Source organism: Proteus genomosp. 6 (assembly GCF_040139785.1).
Classification (GTDB): Bacteria; Pseudomonadota; Gammaproteobacteria; order Enterobacterales; family Enterobacteriaceae; genus Proteus.
In genome coordinates, this window is the sequence record NZ_JBEEVJ010000017.1 from 28,654 (window position 1) to 53,603 (window position 24,950).

Annotated in this window: 32 protein-coding genes; all 32 read right to left on the reverse strand. The window is 42.1% G+C overall.

From position 1 onward, the window contains the following. Nucleotides 1-6 precede the first annotated feature (6 nt). Nucleotides 7-639 (reverse strand): DUF2612 domain-containing protein, encoded by a 633-nt coding sequence (locus ABN212_RS17275; RefSeq protein ID WP_349443495.1) that lies wholly within the window; start codon nucleotides 637-639, stop codon nucleotides 7-9. Further along, entirely contained in the window at nucleotides 639-1,829 is a 1,191-nt protein-coding gene (locus tag ABN212_RS17280; protein WP_349443496.1) for a baseplate J/gp47 family protein, read from the reverse strand. Before ABN212_RS17280 ends, ABN212_RS17275 begins: the two co-directional genes overlap by 1 nt. After that, nucleotides 1,826-2,179, reverse strand: coding sequence for a hypothetical protein (locus tag ABN212_RS17285; RefSeq protein WP_049206563.1), 354 nt, complete (start codon nucleotides 2,177-2,179; stop codon nucleotides 1,826-1,828). Before ABN212_RS17285 ends, ABN212_RS17280 begins: the two co-directional genes overlap by 4 nt. 1 nt (nucleotide 2,180) lies before the next feature. Then, nucleotides 2,181-2,873 (reverse strand): phage baseplate protein, encoded by a 693-nt coding sequence (locus ABN212_RS17290; RefSeq protein ID WP_349443497.1) that lies wholly within the window; start codon nucleotides 2,871-2,873, stop codon nucleotides 2,181-2,183. Further along, nucleotides 2,854-3,744 carry a baseplate hub protein gene (locus ABN212_RS17295; protein WP_349443498.1) on the reverse strand — a complete coding sequence of 297 codons (891 nt, stop codon included), beginning with the start codon at nucleotides 3,742-3,744 and terminating at the stop codon, nucleotides 2,854-2,856. The genes ABN212_RS17290 and ABN212_RS17295 overlap by 20 nt, the downstream gene beginning before the upstream one ends. Further along, a complete protein-coding gene (locus tag ABN212_RS17300) occupies nucleotides 3,731-4,006 on the reverse strand; it encodes a hypothetical protein (RefSeq protein ID WP_156733210.1) in 276 nt (91 codons plus the stop codon). Before ABN212_RS17300 ends, ABN212_RS17295 begins: the two co-directional genes overlap by 14 nt. After that, nucleotides 4,007-4,714 carry a phage baseplate protein gene (locus ABN212_RS17305; RefSeq protein ID WP_260291671.1) on the reverse strand — a complete coding sequence of 236 codons (708 nt, stop codon included), beginning with the start codon at nucleotides 4,712-4,714 and terminating at the stop codon, nucleotides 4,007-4,009. A gap of 88 nt (nucleotides 4,715-4,802) precedes the next feature. Beyond that, complete coding sequence (locus ABN212_RS17310; RefSeq protein WP_349443499.1) at nucleotides 4,803-5,696, reverse strand: hypothetical protein; 894 nt, start codon at nucleotides 5,694-5,696, stop codon at nucleotides 4,803-4,805. Between the two features lie 274 nt (nucleotides 5,697-5,970). Then, a complete protein-coding gene (locus ABN212_RS17315; protein ID WP_349443500.1) occupies nucleotides 5,971-6,783 on the reverse strand; it encodes an OB-fold protein in 813 nt (270 codons plus the stop codon). A 64-nt stretch (nucleotides 6,784-6,847) separates the two neighbouring features. Beyond that, nucleotides 6,848-9,190 (reverse strand): hypothetical protein, encoded by a 2,343-nt coding sequence (locus ABN212_RS17320; RefSeq protein WP_349443501.1) that lies wholly within the window; start codon nucleotides 9,188-9,190, stop codon nucleotides 6,848-6,850. 253 nt (nucleotides 9,191-9,443) lie between these two features. Beyond that, a complete protein-coding gene (locus ABN212_RS17325; protein WP_349443503.1) occupies nucleotides 9,444-9,854 on the reverse strand; it encodes a hypothetical protein in 411 nt (136 codons plus the stop codon). Next, nucleotides 9,854-10,300 (reverse strand): phage tail fiber protein, encoded by a 447-nt coding sequence (locus ABN212_RS17330; protein ID WP_129037599.1) that lies wholly within the window; start codon nucleotides 10,298-10,300, stop codon nucleotides 9,854-9,856. The genes ABN212_RS17325 and ABN212_RS17330 overlap by 1 nt, the downstream gene beginning before the upstream one ends. Nucleotides 10,301-10,312: 12 nt before the next feature. Beyond that, a complete protein-coding gene (locus ABN212_RS17335; RefSeq protein ID WP_349443504.1) occupies nucleotides 10,313-11,770 on the reverse strand; it encodes a DUF3383 domain-containing protein in 1,458 nt (485 codons plus the stop codon). A gap of 11 nt (nucleotides 11,771-11,781) precedes the next feature. Next, entirely contained in the window at nucleotides 11,782-12,267 is a 486-nt protein-coding gene (locus ABN212_RS17340; RefSeq protein ID WP_349443505.1) for a phage neck terminator protein, read from the reverse strand. Further along, nucleotides 12,255-12,635: a hypothetical protein gene (locus tag ABN212_RS17345; protein WP_349443507.1), complete on the reverse strand. Its 381-nt coding sequence runs from the start codon at nucleotides 12,633-12,635 to the stop codon at nucleotides 12,255-12,257. The genes ABN212_RS17340 and ABN212_RS17345 overlap by 13 nt, the downstream gene beginning before the upstream one ends. Beyond that, nucleotides 12,622-13,080, reverse strand: a complete 459-nt coding sequence (locus ABN212_RS17350; RefSeq protein ID WP_349443509.1) for a hypothetical protein — start codon at nucleotides 13,078-13,080, stop codon at nucleotides 12,622-12,624. The genes ABN212_RS17345 and ABN212_RS17350 overlap by 14 nt, the downstream gene beginning before the upstream one ends. Beyond that, a complete protein-coding gene (locus tag ABN212_RS17355; RefSeq protein ID WP_349443510.1) occupies nucleotides 13,073-13,549 on the reverse strand; it encodes a DUF4054 domain-containing protein in 477 nt (158 codons plus the stop codon). The genes ABN212_RS17350 and ABN212_RS17355 overlap by 8 nt, the downstream gene beginning before the upstream one ends. A gap of 8 nt (nucleotides 13,550-13,557) precedes the next feature. Next, a complete protein-coding gene (locus ABN212_RS17360; RefSeq protein ID WP_175270721.1) occupies nucleotides 13,558-13,875 on the reverse strand; it encodes a hypothetical protein in 318 nt (105 codons plus the stop codon). Between the two features lie 59 nt (nucleotides 13,876-13,934). Next, on the reverse strand, nucleotides 13,935-14,930 hold the full coding sequence (locus tag ABN212_RS17365; protein WP_349443511.1) for a DUF2184 domain-containing protein: 996 nt from the start codon (nucleotides 14,928-14,930) through the stop codon (nucleotides 13,935-13,937). Nucleotides 14,931-14,939: 9 nt separating this feature from the next. After that, complete coding sequence (locus tag ABN212_RS17370) at nucleotides 14,940-15,425, reverse strand: structural cement protein Gp24 (protein WP_349443512.1); 486 nt, start codon at nucleotides 15,423-15,425, stop codon at nucleotides 14,940-14,942. A 12-nt stretch (nucleotides 15,426-15,437) separates the two neighbouring features. Further along, nucleotides 15,438-16,652: a DUF2213 domain-containing protein gene (locus ABN212_RS17375; RefSeq protein WP_349443513.1), complete on the reverse strand. Its 1,215-nt coding sequence runs from the start codon at nucleotides 16,650-16,652 to the stop codon at nucleotides 15,438-15,440. Nucleotides 16,653-16,664: 12 nt separating this feature from the next. Then, nucleotides 16,665-17,456, reverse strand: coding sequence for a phage head morphogenesis protein (locus ABN212_RS17380; protein ID WP_349443515.1), 792 nt, complete (start codon nucleotides 17,454-17,456; stop codon nucleotides 16,665-16,667). Then, nucleotides 17,428-18,960 (reverse strand): DUF1073 domain-containing protein, encoded by a 1,533-nt coding sequence (locus tag ABN212_RS17385; protein WP_349443516.1) that lies wholly within the window; start codon nucleotides 18,958-18,960, stop codon nucleotides 17,428-17,430. The genes ABN212_RS17380 and ABN212_RS17385 overlap by 29 nt, the downstream gene beginning before the upstream one ends. Next, nucleotides 18,960-20,573 carry a TerL protein gene (locus ABN212_RS17390; protein ID WP_349443517.1) on the reverse strand — a complete coding sequence of 538 codons (1,614 nt, stop codon included), beginning with the start codon at nucleotides 20,571-20,573 and terminating at the stop codon, nucleotides 18,960-18,962. The genes ABN212_RS17385 and ABN212_RS17390 overlap by 1 nt, the downstream gene beginning before the upstream one ends. Before the next feature lie 2 nt (nucleotides 20,574-20,575). Next, nucleotides 20,576-21,136, reverse strand: a complete 561-nt coding sequence (locus tag ABN212_RS17395; protein WP_349443518.1) for a terminase small subunit — start codon at nucleotides 21,134-21,136, stop codon at nucleotides 20,576-20,578. 232 nt (nucleotides 21,137-21,368) lie between these two features. Continuing rightward, entirely contained in the window at nucleotides 21,369-21,854 is a 486-nt protein-coding gene (locus tag ABN212_RS17400) for an HNH endonuclease signature motif containing protein (RefSeq protein WP_349443519.1), read from the reverse strand. Nucleotides 21,855-22,012: 158 nt separating this feature from the next. Next, nucleotides 22,013-22,282 carry an Rz1-like lysis system protein LysC gene (gene lysC / locus ABN212_RS18925; protein ID WP_432807472.1) on the reverse strand — a complete coding sequence of 90 codons (270 nt, stop codon included), beginning with the start codon at nucleotides 22,280-22,282 and terminating at the stop codon, nucleotides 22,013-22,015. After that, nucleotides 22,170-22,547, reverse strand: a complete 378-nt coding sequence (locus ABN212_RS17410) for a hypothetical protein (RefSeq protein ID WP_349443521.1) — start codon at nucleotides 22,545-22,547, stop codon at nucleotides 22,170-22,172. Before ABN212_RS17410 ends, lysC begins: the two co-directional genes overlap by 113 nt. Continuing rightward, entirely contained in the window at nucleotides 22,544-22,936 is a 393-nt protein-coding gene (locus ABN212_RS17415; protein ID WP_349443522.1) for a M15 family metallopeptidase, read from the reverse strand. Before ABN212_RS17415 ends, ABN212_RS17410 begins: the two co-directional genes overlap by 4 nt. Beyond that, nucleotides 22,933-23,238 carry a phage holin family protein gene (locus ABN212_RS17420; RefSeq protein ID WP_049199107.1) on the reverse strand — a complete coding sequence of 102 codons (306 nt, stop codon included), beginning with the start codon at nucleotides 23,236-23,238 and terminating at the stop codon, nucleotides 22,933-22,935. The genes ABN212_RS17415 and ABN212_RS17420 overlap by 4 nt, the downstream gene beginning before the upstream one ends. Nucleotides 23,239-23,634: 396 nt before the next feature. Next, nucleotides 23,635-24,768, reverse strand: a complete 1,134-nt coding sequence (locus ABN212_RS17425; protein ID WP_109393616.1) for an HNH endonuclease signature motif containing protein — start codon at nucleotides 24,766-24,768, stop codon at nucleotides 23,635-23,637. Next, a partial coding sequence (locus ABN212_RS17430; RefSeq protein WP_349443523.1) for a hypothetical protein occupies nucleotides 24,765-24,950 on the reverse strand: 186 nt, incomplete at its 5' end. The genes ABN212_RS17425 and ABN212_RS17430, both read right to left, overlap by 4 nt.

Here is a 24,950-nt window from a genome sequence, read left to right on the forward strand (position 1 = left end):
TTTTACCTATTTAGTGAAAGGCGCTTGGTTGAATGGTTGGAATCCACTGCCGTAGAATCCAAAATATTCATTTGTAGGAAGCTCATTTACGCCGACATCAACACCTGATGGTCGAGGTAAAATGTTGTGATGAAATATTAAGTTTTTTTCGAATTCTGATAACCGGTACTCAAATACATATCTTGCCTGCATGTGACCAGTGATCAGGTAATAGGCTTTTCCTCTTGGGAATGATGCTTTAAGAAAAGCGTTAATATTTGGTGCTGTTGCATAAAGGATGTTTGAATAGGCTTTTATGATGATAACTTCACGATAAGTGTCATCCGACATTTCATAAGTCACATCACCCGGATTACCTCCGAAAAAAGGAGCTTGCCCAAAAGGAGTGTATTTTTCTGTGCCTTCAAACCCGAAGTAATTATCGTCAGGATCTGGAATTGAAAGCCCCCTTCCTATGCCAACTATTCTTCCCCATATATCCAGACCGAGCCCAGCAGCAGAATGTAAGTTTACCGCCATATTGTAGAACTCCTCTACATGACTTCGTGGGTCAATGGCTTGATTTGCTGATTTTAGTATTGCGATGATATTGGGGGAGTTGGCATATTGGCTGAGTAATGTTTCTCTAATATCAATCATTACTCTATCCTTATGTCATCTACCGATAACACTGGAAACTCATCTATCCCAAAATCAATGTAACTAGCCAAAGCAGAACCTTTTCTACCAACCTGAATATTGATTAATCGTGAGGTAGTAGATTGAGCTACACCACATACATAATCACTCGCAATTAATCTCTTTCCGATCTGACCTTTCCCTCTACCGGTTGTGAACTCTTCGGTAATAGCCTTAATGATGGCTTGCTTTGCTTGGTGAGTTAATTGTGTTTTATCTTCAACAGTAATCGTAAATGTAACAGCGATATCAGTTGGTCGAATAAATTTCACTGTGTACTTAGGTGGCATGTAAGGGAAGTTTTCTTTATCTTCATAAGTAACCGTCGTGTTACCTACGAACGAGCATCCAGTACCAGCTTTCGTTAATATTTGCTGTGCAATCTCTTCGTTATCCCCGCCCACTACTGAAACAGCGATTGAGTTTCTGATTAAAGAATATTTTGTTTTACCTACCTGAATAGTTGCATCTGATGGGTTATCAACAACATAACAGTCGATAACTCCCTTTAGATTAGCTACTGCACCATAAGTTGCTGAGTTGGTATTCTTAGCGTTCTTTGCGACAGATTCAGATCTGCGATATTCGAATTCTTGTCTACTTTCAGCATTTCTACCTGGTATTCCTGCGGTTCTGTTTGATACAGAATCCAGTCCACTAATGCTTTTAGTTAGTCGATTAATAACGCCTACTGGCGCATCGATAGCGCCTGTGGTTAAGCAGTTAGCTTTAACTACTGCAACGCCAGATTCATTGATTACTGACTCTTCAGATGTTACCCAGAATAACCCTCTATCATCACTTACCTGATAATTTTCAGGTATCACAACACCACTCAGCCCGTTAAAAATTAATTCAGCCACAGAAGGTGTCGCTTGTTTTCTCTGCATAAAGTAGATGTAACCTAGCGCATCCTGTATTTGACCTGATGCATAGCGTGGGTCAAAGTTGTTTAATAGGTTAATCATGAAGTTTCGTTCATCAGTAATAACGGCTGATAATGTGGTGACTAACTGGCCTTGTGGTGTATCCATTGATGTATTGATGTTCTCACCAAAGCACCCCTTCATTAACTGCCATAAACCATCTATCACTTCCTGAGTGGTTGGTGCGACGATACCTTGAGGAAGTATTTGTACCGGTGGGATCATAATGAAATACTCCCTTTATTTCCTTTGTTGTCAGTGAATAAAATCCTGCCTCTAACCACTCGGTCATTTGCCGTTGATAATTCAGCGGTAGCCGTAACGACATTAGGAACAGAAAGCGCAGCCTCTTCTAAATTCTGCCGATATAGAGAAAGTGAGTATCGATTCTTACCTAAAATGTCCTCCAAATAAGGAATGCCCTCATTTTGTGAGTAATAAAGGTCTTTCATAAATACTCGGCACTTATTAGCAACTGATTGAGCTGTCTCATACTGTTCAGAGGCAATAGCGAGGTTTCCCGATACATCAAGGGTCAGATCCCATGTATCAGGCAGTAGAAATAATGTTTTCATTTTATACCTGCTGATTTGGCTGGTTCGTATTGGAGCCTTGACCGTTTTCTCTGTGGGTGTGACCGTTGTAAGTGGTTCGCATTGAGGCCATTGTTTGAGCGTTACCTTGCGCTGTATTGTCAGTGATATGCCCTGCTGATTGTAATGTTGAGGTGGTTTCTACTGGGGCATCCAGTATCACCTTAGTGCCTTTCATGTTAATTTCACCTGTGGCCACAACATTTATTCCACTCTCAAGAAAATGAATGTATTGTGATGGCGATCCATTAAGTATCCCCCCGATATACAAACTATCAGCCCAGTCATATCGACGCTTGCTATCTGGCGCAGCTTCATCCTTTGTGCGTTTAACTTTTGAGATATCACGAGAACAAACAAGGCAAATACCCAAGTCACCCACTTTAGGGTCGATAATTACTGCGTTAGCACCTCCTTGATAACGAAAGTAAGGAACGTTATGGATAACTGCGTTTTTGTAAGTATTCCCCGCTCCGTCAACTTGAAGCACCAGAGGCATGATATCTAACAATCCAACCGCGTCAGTTCCGCTTGGTTTAATCGCCACAACCTTACAGACAGTGGTAGTTGCTACGCGCCCAATCAATGAGTTAATGATCATCTCTTGAGTGCCAATACCACCAGCCATATCTTTAGGGCCATAGAGTGAAGCCGTCTCATTTTTTGATTGCGACATTCTTACTATCCTCTAGGTTCTGTGCTGATATTTCCATATGCCACCTTGCTGATTCTTGTTCGGTTTCCAGAATGGAACGTGAGCCATAAATTAACCAGTCGCCATTACAACGCTCAACGGCGCTATTTTTGATTCTCGCAATGCCGCCAAAGCGAATTAAAGGGTCAAAGAAACACTTAAAATCGACACCAATCATGGTAGGAGTAGGGTATCCAATTAACCCCGTCTCAGGAGAGATAACAGGGATTTTAATTTTCCTTGGTTGTCCTTTTGGCGTTATGGCCACAAGATTATTTTCAAGATAAAGGTCAAGATCAGCATCATCCGCCAGCTTTCTGATTTTCTTCATATCGGTATCACAAAGATAAACATCATTAAGCTTTGCATTCACATCGTTACTTTCTAACGTATAGCCCACCCTCTCGCATATCTGCCCCATAATATTGACAACGTCTTGATAGCCTTTGTAACTTTCAGCATCAACAGGGGCCATGCTTTCAAGCACTGCTGTTTGTGACTCAATAATCAGAGCAACATTAGGCGCATCACCAAAATCAGGGTAAGCAAATGTAATCCCGCCCTTAAACACAGGAACTAGCTCGCTATCCTGATCCCCTGCCTCTATTGCTATTGTGTCTCTTAGTCCGTTTAATGAATTGAACTTAATGCGCAGTAACTTATCCGCAGTCTCAATCGGTAAGCCGTAAATCTTCACTCTGGCACTAGGCGCTGGAGAACCATTTCCATAGTTAATTTCAGCGCTCGCCCTCAATCCAATGGCAGATAGGCTATTCTTATTTTCAGTAGAGAATGATTGATTCTCACCAGACAGCGTTAATGTTATGCGCAAAACTTTTCTATTGAATGCCATCGTTCCACACCAACTTATAACGTGATCCTAACTCTGAATACACTGGATCTGTATTCCCCTCTATATCGACAAATATCAACCACTGGCAAATGTAAGTAAGGTTTCGACAAATGCGATTACACACCAGATATTCACCATCTCGTTTTACTGTGGCGAATAGGTTTTCAAGTCGAGTTTCTAACGTGAGTTCGTAAAGTGTGTTATTGATAGTGAATGAGGTTGATTGGTTTGGTGTGGGCGATAGTTTTATTTCAAAATTCATTTAACCTCCAGAAACTTGACCTTGTATAAACTTCATCGCTTCATCATACGACTTGATAGCAGAATCCCACCCATTTTTTAGTAGCTCAACCCCTTGGTATAAATAACTATCTCCACTATTCCAATCAAAGTTAAACCCCTGAGATTCCACCTTTTGAGTCTGATCTCCAGTATCTTTCACCTTTGAATCATCTGGCTTAGTGACTTCTTCCTCTGCATAGCTAACTGTGACCTCTCGAATTTCTTCAAGATGTACGTTTACTTTAATAAGTGTCGCCCCGTCTTTGGCCTCACGCGCTAAGTCATACCCGACGATATTTGCAAACTTGTAGACAAACTCAGGCGTGATAACGATAAATCGCAATGTGCTTTTAGACAGGATTTCAAGTTGAGCCAAGAAAGCACCACGCTCTAAAGCACCACCGCTACCTTTACTCATTTGTACGGTTGCTTTCCACGGATCGCTTATTTTGTTGTAACTGGCAAATGTGCCTCTTTCGATAGGCGCATTTACAACACGACTTTTGTTTTCATACTGGAGCGATATCACGTTATCAGCGAGTAATAACGGAACACCGTATTCATTGAATATTCCCCAGTAGTTACCGAATAAGGAATTAATTAACGCAGCACCGCCAAGGCTAATGCCTGCATCTAATCCAGCGTTAGGTAATCCCTTCCAGTTTGGTATATCTGGCATTCCGAACATTGTTATCTCCAACGTGAAAAGCCTCAGTTAAGAGGCGTGGTGAAATTTGGGCAATAAAAAACCCACCGGAGTGGGTTAGTTTTAATACTTACTCTATTATCTCTCTTAACAAAATTTCTGTTGGTTTGTACTCATTATTTTTCAACGTAGAAATTACTGTTATATCACCTCGGAATGAAAGCCTTCCAGACAATGATTCTGCTGATACATTCGGGTCCAATACTAATTTAACTCTTCTCTCTATGATGCCAGGCACAACCGCAGCCCAGCCTTTAGATGGGTTGTCTAAATCCAATGCTCTTATTTGAATATCAACGTCAGAATAATCCCTAACTTGCGTCAACGGATCAATGGATACTGAAGTTGGAGCCTGCCGTATTGTTTCTGGAGGAATAACTATAGTTTGCTGACCATCGCCTATAGTAAGTGAAGCGTTTTCATCTGACCTTGCTGGTGAAATAACCTTTACGGCACCTTCAGCTAATGATTTTGGATTTCTTACAGATGTTTCAATGACAGACTTTAATCCTTCTGGCGTCAAATTTGCGGCACCTGCACCAATGTTAATAATCGTATTATTATTTGCCTCAAAGTGAGTCACTTTGTCTGGACTCATAGCTGCACTAGCAAGATATAGTCCATATCCCACCATTCCAGATACAACCGCAAAAACAAGTGTATTTCTCACGGCTCCTTCTCCTATCACGGCGTGACATTTTTCTACAAACTTATCTAATTTTTCTTGCGAACCGAATAATAACTTAATTACCAAGTCTTCGTATAGACTTCCAGATCGCAATAATTCAACTTCTAACTCTACTCCGTCTATTTCACACTCAGTTAAATTAACAAATACGTCGAGTGATTGTTTAGCTATGGCCTCCCATCCCTGTAAAGATTTTATGATCTCTTTTACGCTTACTGGGTTCTCCGTAGAATAATAGAATTGTTCCTTAAAATTTAACGACAATACCTCAGCCATACATGGATATCCTTTAAGTCGACTGTATTAGTTTTTATACATAATATCAATATAACTTAAGAATGGTTATCTGGTAATTTGAACAGTGATGAATGTTAAAAAACTAAACTTAGCGCTTTCAAAAAACGAACAAAGGGCACGGACGCCCTTGTTTAGTCTTTGTAACTAAGGATGATAGAACATTCTTTATCTCTCAATCCCCACAGATCACCAGCACCTATCCTGCAATTGTCTTGAAGGGTTCTTATCGCCAGTCGTCCATACTCGTAACTATTTATTTTGCTTTAATGAACCCACTTATCACCTTGCTTGCATGTGGGTATTTATCATTAAGTTCTTTCTCGTGCTTATTAATAAATACGAATAAAGACACCAGTCTCTTTTCTTTTTCGTCATCATCCAACCCCAGTGATTTTGCTGTAATCTTATTCTGAAAGATATTAGAGATGAAACTTTCACATTCAACTCTACTTTTACAATTATTCCCTATAATATCAAAGTATTGAGTATATAAGACATAAGATACCCCATCAATTAAGTTCTCTAGAGAATCTCTTATCTCACCTTTACCCATGTGCTTTATAACAAAATCCCTTGTTGATACACAGTCATTTAACACTGGGCTACCCATTACGAAACCGCCACCTTTACACACCATATCTATGCGATCACCTGAAGATAAGGACAAGATGTATTTATCATTTTTATCTATATTTAATATAGCGCTTCCCGAAAACACTTCTGGAGATAAAGTTCTTATAATTCCTCGTCCTGTAAAATCTTCTGAAATACTCTCTGCAACAGCAACAATCCTTATTTCTTTATTCTTATATTTCTTATTGGCAAGTATTTCATTATTTTTGTATTCACTATAAATATAACTATCACTTAGTGGATTGAGGAAATATTCTGACAATACAAATGAATTTTTTCCATTATGCAGAGCATTCATTTCACTTTCTACAAGCCTGTTTTTCAATGAGGCAGAAAACGTGTTGTACACCTCTTTATCTTGAGGTTCAGGCAAAGCAAAACAGTTGAAAGATATTAAAGCTATAACAGCAACAGTGAAGAAACCTTTAATCATTACCAACCTCACAAGTATGAATTTAAAGTTATTGTGCCACCAACCAATAGCAAACAACAGAAAATTAGACCATGGTTGGCATAATCTGGGACAGAGATTCCCTTGCGGCTACTCTTCCATCCTCAACTGTTCCTTTAATGGTATCCGCCGTGCTTGTAACATTGATACCACCATTCACAGTTACCTCGGTTTTATTATTTACCGTTTTCGGCTGGCTATTTAATTTCTGAGTTTGAGATAAAAAGTTTTGAGCCTCAAACCCTGTATTTGATACTATTGGCTTACTAATAGCTTTGTTGAGAGAGTTAATGTTATTTGCAAGATTAACAGATGGATCACCAGTTCCATTGATAGCAGACATCACAAGTGATTTATTGTAAGGAAGTGGCTTCCCAATTTCCTCCTTACTCATGGCATTCATTAGTGCGTACATCATTTCTGGATCATTAAGGTTTATCACTTCTGTTGGTGATACCGATAATCTTTCAGATACGCGTTTAATATAGCCGTCAGTGTCGTTCTTATCTTTTCCCTTTTTAGGCGCCCATGCTCCAATAATATCTTGCACTGTTTGTAACTTCCTGTTCCCTACCGCCCTTGATTTTCCATCAAAATACAACATCAACTGCCTTACTGTTCCTCTTAGTCCTTCGTAGGGTGTTTTATATTTTGCAAACCGCGCATCTGGGTCGTCCTCTAGGGTAGCTCCTCTTTGTCCAACAAAGTTCATATTAAGAGGGTTGTTATTTCTTTCTCCCCTTGAAATCCCTTTTCTGTTATCTATGTTGTTAATATTTTTTGTATTACTCGATGACGTATTTGAGGTACTGTTGTTGTTGATAATCTGTCCTACTCTAGCCCCCAACCCGTCATTTAATCCATCTATCTCAGCCTGCCTTTTTTTTGCATCATCTTCACTGGTGAATAATTCAAAATCCCAGAATCCATCACCTGTTGATACCCAATAAAGCCCGTGAGAATCAAGATATTTCTTCTTCTCCTCGCCAACGATAGAGGTCATTATTTCATCAACGGGTTCATATAATAACGCCCCAATTATTGCCTTAGAGCCTAACCCTCTTCCTAACTTACCAGCACCCTTAATTATCTTTCCGAATGCTTTTAATATTTTTCCGACCCATTTAGTTCCTATATACAAAGCTAATCCAGCGAATGCCGCTTTCAGTAAATCAACCTCACCTTTTGCGTCAGTAAACCATTTCCCTATAGTGGTGTTTTTAAACCATGCTTTAAACTCATCAAGCTTTTTCAGTATATAAGTAATTCCCTTATCCAACTTACCCCAGTCGAATAAGGACTTATCACCCCGCTTCCATGCTTTGTAGTCGTTATATAGCAAGGCTAGAGCGGCAACTAACGCTAAAACCAAACCTGTACCAGTGAATATAGGGGCAAATAAAGCCAACATCGCAGTCGCTGCACGCCATAATACAGGGATTAGAAACAAGGTGAGCACAACCGCCATTCCCTTAAACAGGTCTTTGGCTACCTCTCTATTTTTATTGAGGTAATCAAGCCAACCTGAGACTTTCTCAGAGAAGCGGAGGAAGTAAGGCATTAAGTAGTTCGCAATGAGTGTTTTTAAACCTTCCCACTGCTTGCTGACTAATGCGTTTTGCTGGTTAAGTTGACGACTGAGCTTTAATTCTTCTTCGCTGGAGATAACGATATTCTTTTGAGTTTCTAGCATCTGTTGCATAGCCTGACGACCTTCAAGCAACAGATTTATTGTGCCGTCATCGAACCCCATATTTTTGGCAATGTTATACGCCTGAGGGCGTGACATTTTCGATAGGCTGTCAGATACATCGAGCAGGATATCGTTAAGATCTCTAATTTGACCACCAGAGTTCACCACATCGACATTGAGCGCATTAAACCAAGGTAGGATAGAAGCATCACCTGTGGTGACTAAGTTCCACAGGGATTGACTCAAGCCTGATAAACTCGCCGCCATTCCATCAGCACTACCGCCCGTCATCTCTGCCATGTTCTGCCACCGTTTAATGTCGGTTGCATTCATGCCTAAGTTTTTACTTAAGAAATAGAGCTGATCATTGGTTTTGCTGGTTTCATCAATCAGTTTTTGTAAGCCAGTTGAAACAAATATGGTGGTGAATAAGCCAGATAAAGCCTTTACAACTCCGTTTATTGTTTTCTCTAAATCCTTGTTTTTCTTTTTGGCTTTATCTGTTTCGTCGTTGGATTTCTTTGTTTCCTGTGTGTAGATGTTGATATTAATACCCGCATCTTTTGACGCATCACCAACACCATTAACCGCATCAGATAATTGTTCGTTATCTTCAATTGCTTGTTTTACTGCACGTCCGAACTCAGTGTTGTCTAATTTAAGTGAGACAATCAGTGATTCCACAACTGTAGCCATAGTGTTACCTCAAATTTCAGGCAATAAAAAAGCCACATTTGTGGCACTTACTCAGACTCACTGAGTTCTTTCATTAATTGCTTGTTGTACTCGCTGACTTGATGTATCTCTATCAAATTCATGCAGTCCTCAAGACTGTATACTGTCGATAGTTCATGCAGTGTGGCGTGACCAGATGTAATAACCTGAGATACCACACTAGACACATTAGCGGTTTCAGCGAGTACGCCATCCTTTAGCGGTAGACCAGCTTTTAGCTTTTCAAGTCTGACCCACCGCCTTGAGTTAAAAAATCAATATGGATGGCTAACACTTCTTTGCGGAGTGTGAACATCGTACTTAAATCTTTAATATCTGAGTCGATAATCAACGCTCGCGCATTACCGCTACTAGGAAGCACTTGGACGCACTCTAACAACTCATCAAGTAACGGAATACCAACATCAGGCTTAATGCCAGATAACGCCTTAATTGCCACCTGAGCCATTCCAAGCATACCCATGTTAGGGTTAATACCTTCGATATCGATACTACCATTAGCAATAGCAAATAAAGCACGCATTGCCCAGTTATCAGCTTTGGTGATCGGCATTTCAGTAATGACGAATGTTTTGCCTTCATCACGACCTTTTTCGATGGTGATAGTTTTTGTTTTTAGTGACATTAGATTTCCTCTGCGCCTTCTGTAACCATGTTGAAATTGTAAGTTGTGCCATCAAGCATTTTCTTACCGCTTGGCCCACCTTTCATTGTGGTTAAACCGCCTTTACCTGTGTAACGTTTAGCGATTGACGGCATTTCAATAATGATTTCAATCGGTCGTACTTCCATATTGCTGTTGAAGTCTTTGCGGATAGTTTCCATCACTTCAATAGATGCGCTGTTAGCTTCCAGATACAGTGTCCACGGCGTTTCATGAGGCGTATAACCAATGGACTGTTTGCCATCCACACCCATGCGAGTTTCACCAATATTTGCGTCGCCGAACTCCCATGCGTTGTCAGCTTGGAAACCTTGAATGCGCACCCAGTCATCATAAATACCTTTGCAGCGGATCATCATGACTGAGTTTGCCGAGGTAATTGTTCTTTCGTTATGGCCCATACCCATAATTCATTACTCCTATTGAACGTTAATTGACGGTAAATTAACTTTCTGGACACTACCGCCGTCTGCGTACCAGAGTTTTAATGGCATGGATTTGCGTAATCCTCGGGTTTGCGCTGGGGTTTCACCAACACGAATACACCAGCCTGCGGTTTTCAGTTGAGACACCGCATCAAAGCCAGCCTCATAATTGATCTGCTTCTTCTGCTGTTCTGATAATTCAACACCCGGCTGAATACCACCAAAGTTAAGCATTTGATTAGCAGGATCTGTTACTGCGGCGCGGTGCATAGCTCGGCCTGCATCATTGTAAGGAACGCTCTTATTGCTCACTAACATAGTCATGAGCGCTAGTTGCAACTGGCTATTGAAGAATACTTGGTTGACGTAACTATCCATGAATTTGAACTTGCCAGAGATTGAACCAGGATAAACAAAGATGAATCGGTCATTGGCTGTGCCGTATGCGCCATAGAAATTAAATCCCAACTTCATTAATTCATCGGCTTTTGATTTCTCATCAACTGATGGTGCTAGCCCTTCTTGATAACGGAATGACAGGTTTGTACGACCGTTTAATTCATCAAAGTTAAGACAAGCAGGATAACCACACACGAATGCACCGTGAGTATAATCACCGTACATCAGCATTGTGCCGCCAACTTCTGCGCCAATAATCGCATCAGAGATGGTTTTTAAATCATCATCATTTGAGTGGTACAGGACGTGAATGTAGCGATCATTCTGCAATGAAACCCAGCGAGAGATTGTGAGTTTTTCGCTTACTGAGAAGTCACTCAGAGTCATTACCGAAACAAAGTTACGTGTTTCTTTTGTAATACGAGGCATCAGTTCTTCAATAGAGTCAGCATCGATACCGTCATTTTTCTGTGCTCCAGATGATTCAGTAAGACCCATAAATTCAGCTAAATCGCCAACAGCAAACGAGATATTTCCTTTCGCTCCCTTTGTAGCACCAGAGATAACGAAAGTTTGCGATAGCGCGTCATAAGCGCACTGACCTTTTGCACCCAGTGAAGTAGTCGCTGCTTGAGCTAAAGCAGAGTAACTTGTCACTTCACCATCAATGGTTACAGAAACTTTTTCACCATCAATAGTTAAGGTTAAATCACTTGGTAGTGGGCTGAAATCACTTTCAGTGCGAACAGGAACTTTAGAGCCAATGAGTTTTGCTGACTCAGCCTCTCCATTCATGTAGGCAATATAGAGTGATTCGGGTCGAGAGGTTGAGTTAACAAACCCTGCGAAATAGATTTGAGTAGCTCGATATTCATCAGAGTCAAGACCGAACACTTCGCCAACTTCATCTTCAGATCCGAATGAGCGAACACCTAGCATTGACTCTGCTTTTTTCTTTGTAATAAACAGCGCGTTAAGTGCCAGAGGGTTACCACCAGTGCCAACGACACCGGGCAATATCTGGACGATATCGCTTGCTGGAATAGAATTCATATTTTTACCTTTTAAACTTGAGTGGTAGTGATAGAGACGCGGTTGACACCATCGGTGTGATAAGAGACTTCAGGGTTATATTGCAGGGTAACGTCTAGCATCATGCGGTTTTCGTATTGATTTGCTTCATTCACCAATACGTTTTTCTTTGGACTTCCGCTGTCTAAAGGTTTGCATTTCTTGAGCCGGTCGGTTGTGTATGATGACTTCCAGAGATTTGCTACAACTCTTGAACGGTTATTAGCTTCTTCGCCGTAAAAATCAAACTGAAAGGTAGCTTCTACTGATCGCTGTACTGTCACCTCTTCCGTTGGCGCTTCCCAATAATTTGCCGTGTAATCCAAATCTCTTTCGTACAGCATGTACATGACAATACCGTCTTTGGGTACAGGTACATTATTTTCATAACCACGAACGACAGGGCAGCCAAATAAATCAGTTAAGTAAGTCCATAGCTCAAGAAAGAGATCATCTTCAGTAATGCTTATTGTCGCCATAAAAGCACCTTAACCCATGATGGGTATGATTCTATGACCTTGGTGACTAGCCATTCAGATGGTTCGGATTCACCGTACGCAACGAAACTAATCTTGTCAGCCCCTTTATCTTTTACTCTGCGAATGGCTTCGATTTGCCCTCTCGCATAACAGTAGATGAATTCACCTTGCTGATTGATAACACCTAAATGCTCTAAGTCCTGTGTGCTCAAGCTCTGCATTTGGACGCTTATTTCATAAGAGGCGAGTTTAGGAACTTGCTTACCTCCGGGGATAATTTCAAATCCCTCGTTGGCGATTAGGGTCGCAGGTAGGTTTTTATTAACGACTTGAATAGCTGAGTTGGCAATGGCTCTAACTTTGATCATCACTTACCTCATATGCAAATGAGTTCATCAGCTGACCAGTATCAATGAGTGGGTTATTAAACCCTTTCCTATCAACTGTTTCTTTTGAGTTTGGAGGTGATGACCAAGCCCTTACTGACTCTCTTAAATCATCAATAATCTCTTTGCCAGTGGCTCGCATAGCCAGCTCTAGATCCCCATCGTAATGCTGAAATCCATTTGACAGTATTCCTGACCACTTTTGCTTATTCATTGATATCGCATGCCTAAAGAATGGCCTAGATGGTATGTTTTCAGAGGGAGAGCCGTACTCCTGCTTGTAAGCGACAGTAGCAACATTTTCACCTCTACTGCCATCGTCATTAGTTGGATATACCGCCCCCTCAAGAACACCAGCTCGCAACTCTAAGCTGGTGCTTACGGAGAGATACTTTTCCAGTGCTTCCTCAAGCTTGCTTTTAGCCATAATAACCACCTCTCCAAACAGGCATTGGCATAACACCAAGCGTATACAGGAATGATCGGTACTGACTGGTCAAAGCCCAATACTCAGCGCCGTAAGGGGTTTGCGTGTACCACTTTTCGGCATTGGTTGTTGTGCCATAATCTAGAGATACTGATACACTGCCCTCGCTTGCGCTAGATGCTCGACCTACCGCACTGTTGCCGTCTTCGATATTGGCTTGAAGCATAGCCATGTGAGCGACGAGCAAGAAGAGAAGCATTTCACGCTCCTTCAAGTCTTTAACACAGCTAAACCTATCATTACGCAAGAGTAACCCAGCCTTAACGAACGCTGATTCTAGTTGTGCATCAGTGCCTTTGGTGTTGGGATAAATCTCGCGAAACTTACCCGCATCAAAATCCACAACACCATCGTTGATATTGCTGGCTGCTTGCTGGCTGCGATATTTCATCAGTTCGCGATTGTTCATGTTATCCCTTACTCTTCAGCAGTCTGAACACCTTCAGTATTTTGCTTCAAGCGCTCAGTTTTTGACTTGTTGTCTTTCTTTTCTTTTGACTCTGCTTCAACACTTTTCACTTTTTCGTGAGCGAAGATGAGACCATTTTTAACAATGTCACGACCTTTGTTTTCTTCCAGCCATGCATCCCAAATAGACTTATCGACACCGTGAGTTAAGCCAAAGCCGTTTTCATCCTGAATGCCATTAGCGAAACCTTTTACTGTTACTCGCTGATTGCCAACATCCAGATATAAGCCATTAGCTAATTTGCACGCTACTGTTACTTCAGACATAAAATTCACCTATAAAAAAGCCACCCGAAGGTGGCAAGGATTAACAACGAGGATAATGATTAAGAGACCAGCATTGATGCAATGAACAATGGACGGTACACGATACACCCGTAAGTACCCTGAGAGCGCTTTTGCTTCCAAGATGACAGTTCGGGGATCATCGCGTGAACGCGCATTTTTTCAGTGAAGCTCAGGTCTAATGTTTCTTGGCCTTCATATTCACGAACAATCAGCTTAACAACTTCACCCGCATCAGTAGAAAACTCGGGGATGCTGCGAATTTCCAAGTTAGGGAAGTTTTTACTTAGCTGGTCAGTTACGTTCACGTTGTACTGATTTGTTTTGGTCAGATTTGTTTCTTGGTCTGGAGAAAGCAGCATAACCATTGGTGTGTTTTTATCAACATGACCTTGAGTTTGCTTGATAAGCTCCGTGTACAACTTGCGAATTGACTCATAAACGCCCTCTCCATCCATAACCGCCCACGGCGTTGATGTGATGCTCGGCAATGTGTCTGGGTCATTCAGAATGCCGTAGTTTTGCAGCCCATCAATCCCGTAAATGTAGGATTTGTTCTGAAACTTATTCAGTGTCAGTGCTGCGGCAATTTGTTTACGAGAAGACCAGTCAATCTTAGCCACGCCAGCCATCGCCATTTCTTTTTCACCCAAACGGATAATTGTCTGATAGTGATAAGGTTGACGCATAGGCCAGTTAACGTTTACGCCAGCCTGACCATTATTACTGTAGTCGCCATAGCTTGACGTTTCACCAGTGGATTCAATCACTGGGAAGTGAGCGGTCTGAGTTGTCCAGTCGCCTTTTTTAGTTTCGCCGAAAATCTCAGCCATGCGCATTGGCGTAACAAGCGTTTCGATTAATTTCGGATCAACGTAGGTAGTGAATAGCGATAACACACCAGCGTTAGGTGTGGTAACTAACTCGCTATCCATTGCCATTTGTCTAGCAAGCGGCGTTAATGCTTGAGGGCTGTAACCTGTCGCAAAGACAATGCCAGCTCGCTGCTCAAGCGCATTAAAATTTAATTGTGTCATTACTTATCCTTACAGTGAGCTAGACATTTTAGTTAAGCCAGATGTAACCGTTTTGGCCACACGGAACGGAGTTGCTTCAACTGTTGCGTCATCGGGGTCGATAGCGTCAACTGCTTTGGCTTTGCCCGTAGCAACATCAGCAACAATAAATTGACCGCGAGTGCCGCCCGCTTCGAGGTTGACGAAATAGTCACCGCCAGTCATGAGGGTAATTTCACGACCTTTAGGCACTAACATTGTCGCGCCTTCGCCATATGCAGAGATAATCGCCTGATTGTTACGGTGAACGAAACCAATCAATGCACCTGCCGTTTTAGCGTTGGTTACTAATCCTTTTTCGTCAGCCCATGCAAACAAACCAACCGTTACACCTGTAGAGCCTGATTTTAACTGCCCCTCACCAGCCAGCATTGAGAAATGCGGGTTAGTCGAAGCAAAGTCCCCCGCCACACCTAGTGGCAAGTCGTTATTCATTCGAGTTTGAAAACCTGTCATGATTTGTCCTTATTAAGCCTGTTTGAAACGAGCAGTTAGCGGGTCTTCAGCGAATGCCGCAGAGTCCATGCCTAGACTTGCTTTTTGAGGTTGAGCTCGATTTTGCTTAACCATGCCAACCATTGTTTTGAATGCGCTAGGATGAACGCCAGAGATATCCACACCACACTGCTTTAATGCATATGCGTAAACATCATCTGCACTGTCCATGGCAACCTGACCGACCAGAGACTTAACTTCTTCACGTGCTTCAAATAACTTAGTCACACGCGCAACGGCTTGGTCTTCAGCTAACTTGATAGCCGAGTCCATCGCTTTGTCTTTTTCACGGTCTTTGCGTTCGCGCTCCTCACGCTCTTTGATGCGCATAGCTTCTGATTCATTATCACGTTCAGCTTGCGTTTGCTCATCTTCGGCTTTTTTCTTAGCGTCATCTTCGTCAGAGGCTTTTTTATCTTCCTCTTTCTCGTCTTCAGCCTTTTTAGCCTCTTCATCTTTAGCACCCACCAACGCTTCGGTAGATACTTCGTCCATGCCAAGTGCAACCGCATTCACAATCGCATGAAGTTGCGCTTCTGTTAGGTCTGAATCCATCCCTAACGCTGTTTTTGTTTGTGCGGCAATGTTAGCAAGCGCACCTTTTTTCAGTTTCATTAATTTCTCCAAATCAACTGTTTGATGGTCTGAAATAATAGCGTCTCGCCCGATTCTGCCGCGCTCGACTAATGCAACGTGGTTACCGATAATGTTTCGCATAACTCCGTCGTAATACTGCCCCTCAAACTCTCCACTGGTCATATCGGCTTTATAACCATAACCTGCGGATAGCTCTTTCATTTTTTCTGCTTCAATTAACCCGATTGCATATCCATCCCACACGCACAGATCAGCGAACAGGCGCCCATCCTCAAATGTGATATTTGATCCGATAGTGCCAATGGTTGATTGTTTCTGCGGTTCGTCTGAATCGACTGGAATATGCTTGATGAGTAATTGTTTTTTGCTGAATGTATTTGCTGCTCGCTCTAACTCGACAGGGTCACGCAGCATGTAGTAAATCCGCTCAGGCTCTAGACCTAGCCTTTCACTATCTGGTATCTCTCTACCGTAATAGGGGTTTACTGCAGCTTTGGATATCACGGTACGCTCAACGGTCAGGTGTCCGTTTGCGTCCTTACTCCGCATTGATGTGCCACTGTCGAAAGCGAGGCTATCTGTCATCTTCATGACCGCCCCTGTTTAAAATGGAAGAATTGCCTTACTGCCACATCGACAATTTATTTTTTCACCCGGCAATATCCATTCGCCATCGATATACATACCCTTTTCAATGTCGAACTTCTTGCCGTGAGCCTTAACGTGTGATTCTCTAGGTTGCTTACCTGCGTGAGAGTGAATCCAAATAGCTTCTTTGATTCCTAGCTCCCTTCGCCTTGCTTGCTCAATAACTGCATGAGCCTTATTAGCTTGATCGCGCGCTATTGTTTTCGCTCGGTTTCGAGCTATATGGAAATCATGCACCAAGTTATCGGTTAGTGTTGATAAGTCATATCCGCCCGTTACAGACTGCCAGACATGCATCTGAACCTTGCTTAGATACTCGGTTCCGATGGATTTAATTAGCCCAACGTTTTCACCCATTGCAGCACGCAAAGCATCTAACGTTCGTTCGCTATTTTGCATTCGAACAGTGAACCCTTTACGCCGTAGCATCGATGCAAAACGAGTGTCATAGTTGCCAACCGTTTTATCGATGAAGTTTTCAGCGACCTCTTCAGATATTGAGTTAAGCCTCCTATTCCATTTATCCAGCATGTAATCTACGATATGGGCTATCCAATCTGAAATTCCGTCATTAGCTAGAGCCTTTTTAGCTTTCCCGTGATATTCGTTAATGAGGGCATCATCAAGTTCCTTTCGGATATCCTTGAGGATTTTCATTAGCTCTTTGTAATACCACTCATGTATAGCTTCTGACGTCTTAATCTCAGGCATTACCGCATCACTCGGTTTCTTCCTCCGCACTTCCATAGTCAGGAACTCCAAAAGGTGATGGAATTATCTTGTCAGGGTCGATAAAGCTAAACTTGCTTGATTCGTCCGTTGCAAGTGTTTGCCTAACCTCTTCACCGTCAACTGCACCGATATTCACCAACTTCTCAGCCGTTTCCGCATTGGTACGATTTACTTCAGCGATCTCTTTCTCATCCAGCTGATAAAGCGGCGTAAACTCGAAATAGATACCGTCGTGAATTTTTCCGAATAAGTGAAGCTGAATAAGGTCGATAATCTTGTTTATTTGTGGCAACAAGTGAGCATTTTGAAGTGAAGAGATGTAATCGTAATAAACTCGGATCTCACCATCACTATTAGCATTTAAACCATTAGGAGTAATACCTAATAACTTAACCATAGGAGTATGGCTTGGTGCTGACATTTGCTCCTGCATTTGACGCTGTAACGCATCTAAACCGGATAGTGGGGTATTGAACTGAAAAAACTCTTCTTTTTGCTTATCCGTCAGCATCAGCCCGCGATTATCTCTAATCTGCGAAAACATCTGAGCACGAAGCACCATGCTTTCGTTACTGCCGCCAGAAAGAATATCTTCCATATCGGTAGCTAGACCAGTTAGTGAGAACGAGTGGATCAGGTCACTAATTGAGTCCGTTGTACGCTGCCACCGTTCGACATACGGCTTCATTAACTGAAGCATGGATAATCCGCTAAAGTTATATGCTGGCTTCAGGATGTCGCTTACAGGCCGCATAATTAGAGTTAGCAATCTATCAGCGTGAGTATTCTTACCTAAAACAAACCACTGAGTAGGCACAAAGAAATCAGGGCTAGTCGGGTCGGTTGAGTTATACATGCTAGGCGTTGACCAAATAGGCTCAATCACTGCAAATCCGTTTAGTTCGCCTTCCTTTACGCCAGCCTCATTAATAAGTAGTGGCAAATCACGTTTATCATCATGGCCCTTAATATCGAGGTAAATTTGAGAGCGTCCAAATATCATCTCATTCTCAATATGACGCCTGAAGATGTCACGGACACCGAAATCTTCCAGCGCTTGGTTAATCTGAGAAACAATATCTGATTTATCGGCCGCATTTTCACCATCATCTCGCGATTTAACCTTTCCCCACTCTCGCGTCATTTCTTTCGCTGTGGTTTCAGGAACGCTGCGATAATCGCTAGACTGAGACATAATCGCCAGTGCAGGATAACCAAGGAAGCCAGTGTAGAAACCTACGTCTTGGCTAGCGCACTGGTTTGCGTATGCGTACGTACCACAGCTATCCATTGCAATAGGTGCTTTCTCACCTTTAGGCAATACCAACGGGTGAAGTTCAGGTGCTTTAATCTCAACTGGCCGATGTTGCTTGGTTTCCTCAGTGACTAGCATTTGCATTAGCTGAGTTTGTGAGGCTGCTTTCTTTGCTTCTAACTCAAGTTGCCTTGTCTTTTCTTGCTCAATAGCAAGCTCCGCCTCTCGCTTTGACAGGCGTTTTTTCCATTTGAATAATTTCATTAGATACCTTCGAGTGCGGATGGATCTATGCGCATAGGCTTTCTTGCTGGTGACATTAGGATGACTACACTATCAGCGCAGTTAGGTGACATTGCTCCATCTGGTTTTTTATCAACAACTATCTTGCCTGTTTGATTTTTTGTGTACGTTGGCTGGCTAAGCTCAGAAGTTAGCCTTGATATAGCCTTCATTTTGGAAGACAGAGATATTAATTCATCCTTGTCATACGGCATCCCGTTAACGGCTCGGTAGGTGTTGAGAAATAGCATCCTTAAATGCCACCAAGATTGAGCCTTAAAGTTTTGGAAGAAGTCTTTGTTAGTTATCTCCCTGCCATTCGCATCTTTCATAATGACTTTATCTGGTTGTAATACTCCTGCGCTGCCTTTGTATGCGTTGAATGTGACTGTATTCTTTCCAGCCTTTCTCCGCTCATCATTAATCTGCTTAGAGTCTCCTCTGCAACCAGCACCAATGCCGTCAGCGTCATACAAAGACTCACTACAACCGCACTCATCAGCTAGATTGATCGCTTTAACTACTGTTTGGTATATATCGGAACCTTTACCGCTCCATTCTTCACACTGATCTACTAATATCCCTTTTCGGGATGAGAAAGCGTTTTTATCGATACCCTCATCAGCAACATCTAGCGCCCCAATGCGTTTGCCAGTCGGCTCAATCCCTAGCTTAATGTGAGCGTCAATTGCAGCCTGAACCCAAGCGGAAGGAATGATCACCCCCTCAACAGAGGCGTTGTAATCTATATCTATCTCCTGCGCTACCGTTACAGGGTCTAGCAACTCAACTTGTTTGTCGTACCAGTTTTGATCCTTACGTGGGTCATCTCTCCAATGGAATGTGAACACAGGTATCTTTCCGCCATGCCTGCGAACCGCAAAGCTATTTGCATTGCCATTGGGGGTAGATATATCTTGTCGACAGTTAGTGGTAGCGGATAAGGAAGCGTCGACTAAAGATGGGCGCTCAAGGAATGCCGCTTCGTCGACAATATAAAAACTAGCTCGGTCACCACGTCCAATCCCATCACCACACTCACCAGATATAATTGAATTGGTGTTAGGAAACTTAATCCGCATGTGAGGGGCGTCCTTGCTTCTATCCCACCCGAACCTGAATTCCGATGGGAGTAGAGACATAAACATGCGCGCTTTTTCTAGCAGTGACTTGGGCACGCCTATCTTATCTACGTACTCTTCCTTCCTACTGCCTATTCCTACGCTTATTCCCTTGTTGAAATTACATACAGTGCAAGCTAAGGCAACTGTTAGCCAGCTCATACCCATGTCACGAGTTTTCTCAGTAATGCCCGGCTCTTGTGATTTCCACCGCTCCATAAACCAGATAACCCACTCTTCCTGTCTAGGGAATAGCAAAAATGGAATATATGAAGGAAGTCCGCGCTCAGGGTTTCGCGGGTCGTAAGTCATGCCCCAGTCGATAATGAATTGCGCTGGGTTATTTCTGTAGAACTCAATTAGCGCGGGAATAGCGCTTGGGTTTTCCCTGATGCGTAAAATTCTCTCCTGACGCCATTCAAAGACCTGAATATAGTCAGGGTTTCTAAAGTCAAAATTAAAAGGGATCGGCATGATTACCCCATTAGTTTTTTATAAGCATCGGCAGCATCTTCCGCGCTCATTGATGCTGTTACTATCGCTCCGCCATCTTTCCCGTAAATCTCCGCCTTGGATAACTCAACGAAGGCACCAACATTTCTATGCTTACCAAGTAGCTCAAGGTTCTTCACTTTGTCAGGCCATTTGATTTTCTTCATGATGCCGACTAAATCACGCTCACCATCTTTAGACTCGAACATTTCAGCTAAGTCCATGCCACTTAATGATGTGCGCCAAACTTTTGGCCATTCATGAATAGGTTTAATGCCTCCGTTATCATTAAGGATATCCAGAACGTCCATTTGGTCTATTTCAACAAGCCTATTGAGAACGTAATCAGCAGTTATCTCTAATCGCTCACTGCGATCATTCATTAGTTCCTGAATTCGTTTTTCAATGTCAGGTTTTGTCAGGTTTTCATTCCCAACACTTCGTGCAGTTTTTTCGCTGTACCCCGCACGAATAGCCGCCTGTGTAGCGTTCAAGTCAACGAGGTACTCACGACAAAACATTTCCTGTTTATCGGTGAGTGCCATTTCTATTCCTTAATTTTCTTCAAACCGTTTATTAATAGTTATGCCGTGTTTAACAATGAATTGACTAACAATGGATGGGTTAGGCTCAACGAAAAATACCAATGAGAACAAATGTAAGCATTCAACATAATAAGGCACCCACCACTTCATTTTTATGGTTGCTACCATTCTTCTTGTTTTCATATTCCACCCAATAAAAAAGGCCACTAGGGCCTATTTGGTTTTCTGTAAATCAGAAGCAATCAGGTGGAGCTATACTCTTGATTTTTTCTTTCACCCAATTTTCCAGAGCTTTTCTATCTCTCCCTGATTTACTAAAATAAACACCATTAATAACAATGGCCATCGCCATCCTTCCATTTCCAAAAGTCTTTAATGAGCCCTGTTTTTTTCTTTTCCTGTTAATGGATTGTTGAGCCATAGTAGCTAGTCTTAGGTTTTTTATATCGTTATTTTTGGTGTTTCTATCCTTGTGATCAATTGTTAGCCCTTCCGGTATTTCTCCGTTAACTAAAGACCATATAATCCTGTGGGTTCTATACTTAATTGAATTAACCTTCACTTGATAATAACCACCACCATCACCAGATCCTGCCATTCTCCCAGGCTTTATATTTTTAGCTGGTGATACTTTCCATCTAAGACCACTTGGCACCGACGGGTCAATTGTGAATAACTTTCTCATTTCCTCTATGGGGATATAGATGTGCTCTTTCATGTACGTTTTCCTTTAGAAACGAACCTGTCGCTCAGAACGCAAGCACCCGAAAACTCGCCAGTTTCACTAGCGTTCTCAAGTTCGTTTCTGAAGGTTCGGGATGGTGGGATGTCGGGATGGCGAGAGCGAATCGCCACTTACTTCTTAATTAATTGGTTTCACGAGTCGGTTTCATTACTCACCTGCCGTTGTTGTTCAATTTCCCGTATTGCTTTCTTGTCTGAATTACATTGCTCAATAACCGATAACAGGGAGATGTTTAACATTAACGATTCTCCCCATGTCATTTGTTCGGGTATATAGGGCAATAGACAATCAGCGGTTAGGTGTGACGGTATCGCTATGTGTTCCACTGGCACGTATTCTTTCTGAATAGTCGTGCATCCTGATAAGAGCGTCACTAGGAATAGCAGTATTGGCGCAATCATTATTGACAAGAATAGTTTTGATAACCGTTTTAACTTTTTCAGAATCCACGGCTGACCTATTCCGCTCTTCGCTATTAAGTGATGAGACATTGTTGATAATCCTGAATGTACGGTTGGCGTTTTCTGTGATTGAGTTTTGGCGAGATAACTGACTGGTTGCTGTGTTGTAATCTTTGCTCAGTTTGTCGTAATCATCTATTACCCACCATAGCCAGAATGCAGATATTGCCAGTAGTCCAGAAAATACCTTAGTTAGCGTACTCATGCTGGATACGCCTTATGAGTTAATTGGAAATGAGGGCCATCTTTAAATGTTTTCCAGTTACCGCCCCATTCGATATCGACGCCGAACTCTTTCGCAGCTTGCATCATGGCATCAGCTACTTTTTTAAAGTATGACCAATCGTTCCATGGGATCTGATTATTTACCAGCGGAGCACAATCAACAGCGTGGCCAGTTAAGTGGCGACTATTCATCGTTTGGCTTTTGCCACTTGCAACTAATTGTCGCTGTCTGGCTTCGTTCCGCTTACCTTCAATCACCATAAAATCAATATCAGTAATTTCTAATGCTCGGTGTACTACTTTAACCAAGTCAGGATGAACGCCACGGAGGTTTTCTTCGCTACGTTTGCTTAATCTAAACTTACTCACTTCTTACCCCCTGTAAACTTATCCCAGAAGAAGTCCAATGCTAAAGAGCCAGCGGAACCACATAAGCCAGCCGTAAATAACGTGTAGTAGAATGAGGCATTAAGCTCTATCGATATAAGACCGCCCATCATTCCAGCAAAGCCAGATACGAACATTTGCATAATTGCCCCTACCCAGCTCCACCGATAACCATTACGTTTATTGTCAATAATGTATCTAGCCAATCCGCCGTATAGGGATATAGCGAATATGACACCCCATGCGGTGGCACTGAATTTGTCTTTCTCGTCCATTCGTGTCATACCGCCTCCTTTTTTGGAGGAATTAGTTAATAGAACGCAGACTCACAGCTCTTGTGTGAATATGAGGTGTTGTGATTGATTCTGTGGTCGGCATATACGAAAAAAGACCGCCTAAGCGATCTTCTGAATGTGAACTATCCGGTAATTCCGGATGGTTGAACTTGTAAGGATTACTTACAGGTTGGAATTATGCCCGTTTCGTGGGCTAACGGCATGTAGCGCTACTCATGCACCAGCATGGACTTACAAACGATATATTTTGCCATGTTAGATAGCAAAAAACCCCGCCGAAGCGAGGTCTTGAAATTGTTAAACACTCCGAACGCAAAAACTAGCGGAGGATAACATAAATATATCAGGTAATAATTTTTATGCAAGTATTCGCATTATTTTTTCTTATTCAAAATTATCATCAATTTCCTTGCCGTTATTTAACTCAGTGGTAATTGCCTTATGCATCTTTGCCTCAATTATTCTAATGCACCATCTAACTCTGTCTCGAGCTTGAGCCATGGTCAGAGAGCCATTTGTTATTTTCATTAAATACTGCGCAATAGTTTCTATTCTATGCCCATAGACATAATAATTAACTGCAACTCTAACCAATGGAGATCTAGCCCCAAACACTTTGATTAGCATACTGTCAACATACCCGCCTAAGTCGTCTGAACATTTTGGCACTGAGCGATGTTTAAGATTTGCGATTATTTGCGAGAGTTTTTTGATAAGCTCATCTCCATTGTAACCACGAGAATGAAGCCCTTCGATTATCGCTGTTATACCATCTGCTGTTATGGCCCCCCGACCAGATACAGATTCCATAAAGCGACCGATAGGGCTTATCTTATTTTTTTCCTCTAATCCATCATAGGCCCAAGATCCCCATCCGCTAAGAATATGACTAATCCAAACTCTCTCATGAGGCTCAAGCCCTCTTGTTGGATTAATATCTCTTTGTCTTTTTATTAACGCTAAAAGTGCTATTTGATCTTGAGGAAGGTCATGTTTTGAAGTTACACAAGTAAAGAACTCGCCATCATTTAATCGTAAGAAATAATTAGCCTCCATAATTGCTTCATTCTTATCTTTGTAGCTACCAAGATAAAACCTATGTCCAAGCCTATTTACCTGAATTCTCCATCGCTTGGTCTTTCTTTCAAAAGAAACGCACCTTGCGCCAGACGTATTATTTCTACTCAACCGGCGATTCCATGAGTTTTGAGCAGAAGTTGCCGGCCTTAGGTTTGATAGGCGATTATCTGATGTGTTTCCATTAACATGATCAATATCATGCTTTGGCCACTCTCCATGCATATAAAACCAAGCTAATCTGTGCGCGGCGTATTTTTGAGAGTCTATATTTATACCTATATACCCGTCGCTTCTCATATAACCTTTAACTCTTACACCTTTATGTAAATTGCTAGTGAAGTTACCGGTTTCAGGGTTATACCTTACCTTTTCTCTAATCAAAGCCAGCTCAGGGTGTGTATCAGGCAATATTTTTTTGTCATACTCGTAAGTAATCATCTCGCCTCCGGTAATACTGTGTGATAATCATCATTCGCAGTTGTATATAAAACCCTGACACCTTCCATCAGCCCGCTAACTACTTCCATATAGTCCATAATCTGCATTACACAGAAGTTAACTCGACCGCCTGATCTGGATTTTAAATATCTTGCTTCTTCAATAGCTGCGATTAAGTCAGT

Coding starts and splice junctions, on each gene's coding strand:
- ABN212_RS17425 (WP_109393616.1), bottom strand. CDS start 24,768: ATGATTACTTACGAGTATGACAAAAAAATATTGCCTGATACACACCCT.
- ABN212_RS17375 (WP_349443513.1), bottom strand. CDS start 16,652: ATGAAGATGACAGATAGCCTCGCTTTCGACAGTGGCACATCAATGCGG.
- ABN212_RS17275 (WP_349443495.1), bottom strand. CDS start 639: ATGATTGATATTAGAGAAACATTACTCAGCCAATATGCCAACTCCCCC.
- ABN212_RS17340 (WP_349443505.1), bottom strand. CDS start 12,267: ATGGCGACAATAAGCATTACTGAAGATGATCTCTTTCTTGAGCTATGG.
- ABN212_RS17365 (WP_349443511.1), bottom strand. CDS start 14,930: ATGACACAATTAAATTTTAATGCGCTTGAGCAGCGAGCTGGCATTGTC.
- ABN212_RS17335 (WP_349443504.1), bottom strand. CDS start 11,770: ATGAATTCTATTCCAGCAAGCGATATCGTCCAGATATTGCCCGGTGTC.
- ABN212_RS17385 (WP_349443516.1), bottom strand. CDS start 18,960: ATGAAATTATTCAAATGGAAAAAACGCCTGTCAAAGCGAGAGGCGGAG.
- ABN212_RS17380 (WP_349443515.1), bottom strand. CDS start 17,456: ATGGAAGTGCGGAGGAAGAAACCGAGTGATGCGGTAATGCCTGAGATT.
- ABN212_RS17330 (WP_129037599.1), bottom strand. CDS start 10,300: ATGGGTATGGGCCATAACGAAAGAACAATTACCTCGGCAAACTCAGTC.
- ABN212_RS17295 (WP_349443498.1), bottom strand. CDS start 3,744: ATGGCATTCAATAGAAAAGTTTTGCGCATAACATTAACGCTGTCTGGT.
- ABN212_RS17350 (WP_349443509.1), bottom strand. CDS start 13,080: ATGGCTAAAAGCAAGCTTGAGGAAGCACTGGAAAAGTATCTCTCCGTA.
- ABN212_RS17420 (WP_049199107.1), bottom strand. CDS start 23,238: ATGACACGAATGGACGAGAAAGACAAATTCAGTGCCACCGCATGGGGT.
- ABN212_RS17400 (WP_349443519.1), bottom strand. CDS start 21,854: ATGAAAGAGCACATCTATATCCCCATAGAGGAAATGAGAAAGTTATTC.
- ABN212_RS17345 (WP_349443507.1), bottom strand. CDS start 12,635: ATGATCAAAGTTAGAGCCATTGCCAACTCAGCTATTCAAGTCGTTAAT.
- ABN212_RS17310 (WP_349443499.1), bottom strand. CDS start 5,696: ATGGCTGAGGTATTGTCGTTAAATTTTAAGGAACAATTCTATTATTCT.
- ABN212_RS17360 (WP_175270721.1), bottom strand. CDS start 13,875: ATGTCTGAAGTAACAGTAGCGTGCAAATTAGCTAATGGCTTATATCTG.
- ABN212_RS17300 (WP_156733210.1), bottom strand. CDS start 4,006: ATGAATTTTGAAATAAAACTATCGCCCACACCAAACCAATCAACCTCA.
- lysC (WP_432807472.1), bottom strand. CDS start 22,282: ATGATTGCGCCAATACTGCTATTCCTAGTGACGCTCTTATCAGGATGC.
- ABN212_RS17390 (WP_349443517.1), bottom strand. CDS start 20,573: ATGCCGATCCCTTTTAATTTTGACTTTAGAAACCCTGACTATATTCAG.
- ABN212_RS17395 (WP_349443518.1), bottom strand. CDS start 21,136: ATGGCACTCACCGATAAACAGGAAATGTTTTGTCGTGAGTACCTCGTT.
- ABN212_RS17370 (WP_349443512.1), bottom strand. CDS start 15,425: ATGACAGGTTTTCAAACTCGAATGAATAACGACTTGCCACTAGGTGTG.
- ABN212_RS17290 (WP_349443497.1), bottom strand. CDS start 2,873: ATGTCGCAATCAAAAAATGAGACGGCTTCACTCTATGGCCCTAAAGAT.
- ABN212_RS17355 (WP_349443510.1), bottom strand. CDS start 13,549: ATGAACAATCGCGAACTGATGAAATATCGCAGCCAGCAAGCAGCCAGC.
- ABN212_RS17320 (WP_349443501.1), bottom strand. CDS start 9,190: ATGGCTACAGTTGTGGAATCACTGATTGTCTCACTTAAATTAGACAAC.
- ABN212_RS17305 (WP_260291671.1), bottom strand. CDS start 4,714: ATGTTCGGAATGCCAGATATACCAAACTGGAAGGGATTACCTAACGCT.
- ABN212_RS17285 (WP_049206563.1), bottom strand. CDS start 2,179: ATGAAAACATTATTTCTACTGCCTGATACATGGGATCTGACCCTTGAT.
- ABN212_RS17280 (WP_349443496.1), bottom strand. CDS start 1,829: ATGATCCCACCGGTACAAATACTTCCTCAAGGTATCGTCGCACCAACC.
- ABN212_RS17325 (WP_349443503.1), bottom strand. CDS start 9,854: ATGTCACTAAAAACAAAAACTATCACCATCGAAAAAGGTCGTGATGAA.
- ABN212_RS17410 (WP_349443521.1), bottom strand. CDS start 22,547: ATGAGTACGCTAACTAAGGTATTTTCTGGACTACTGGCAATATCTGCA.
- ABN212_RS17315 (WP_349443500.1), bottom strand. CDS start 6,783: ATGATTAAAGGTTTCTTCACTGTTGCTGTTATAGCTTTAATATCTTTC.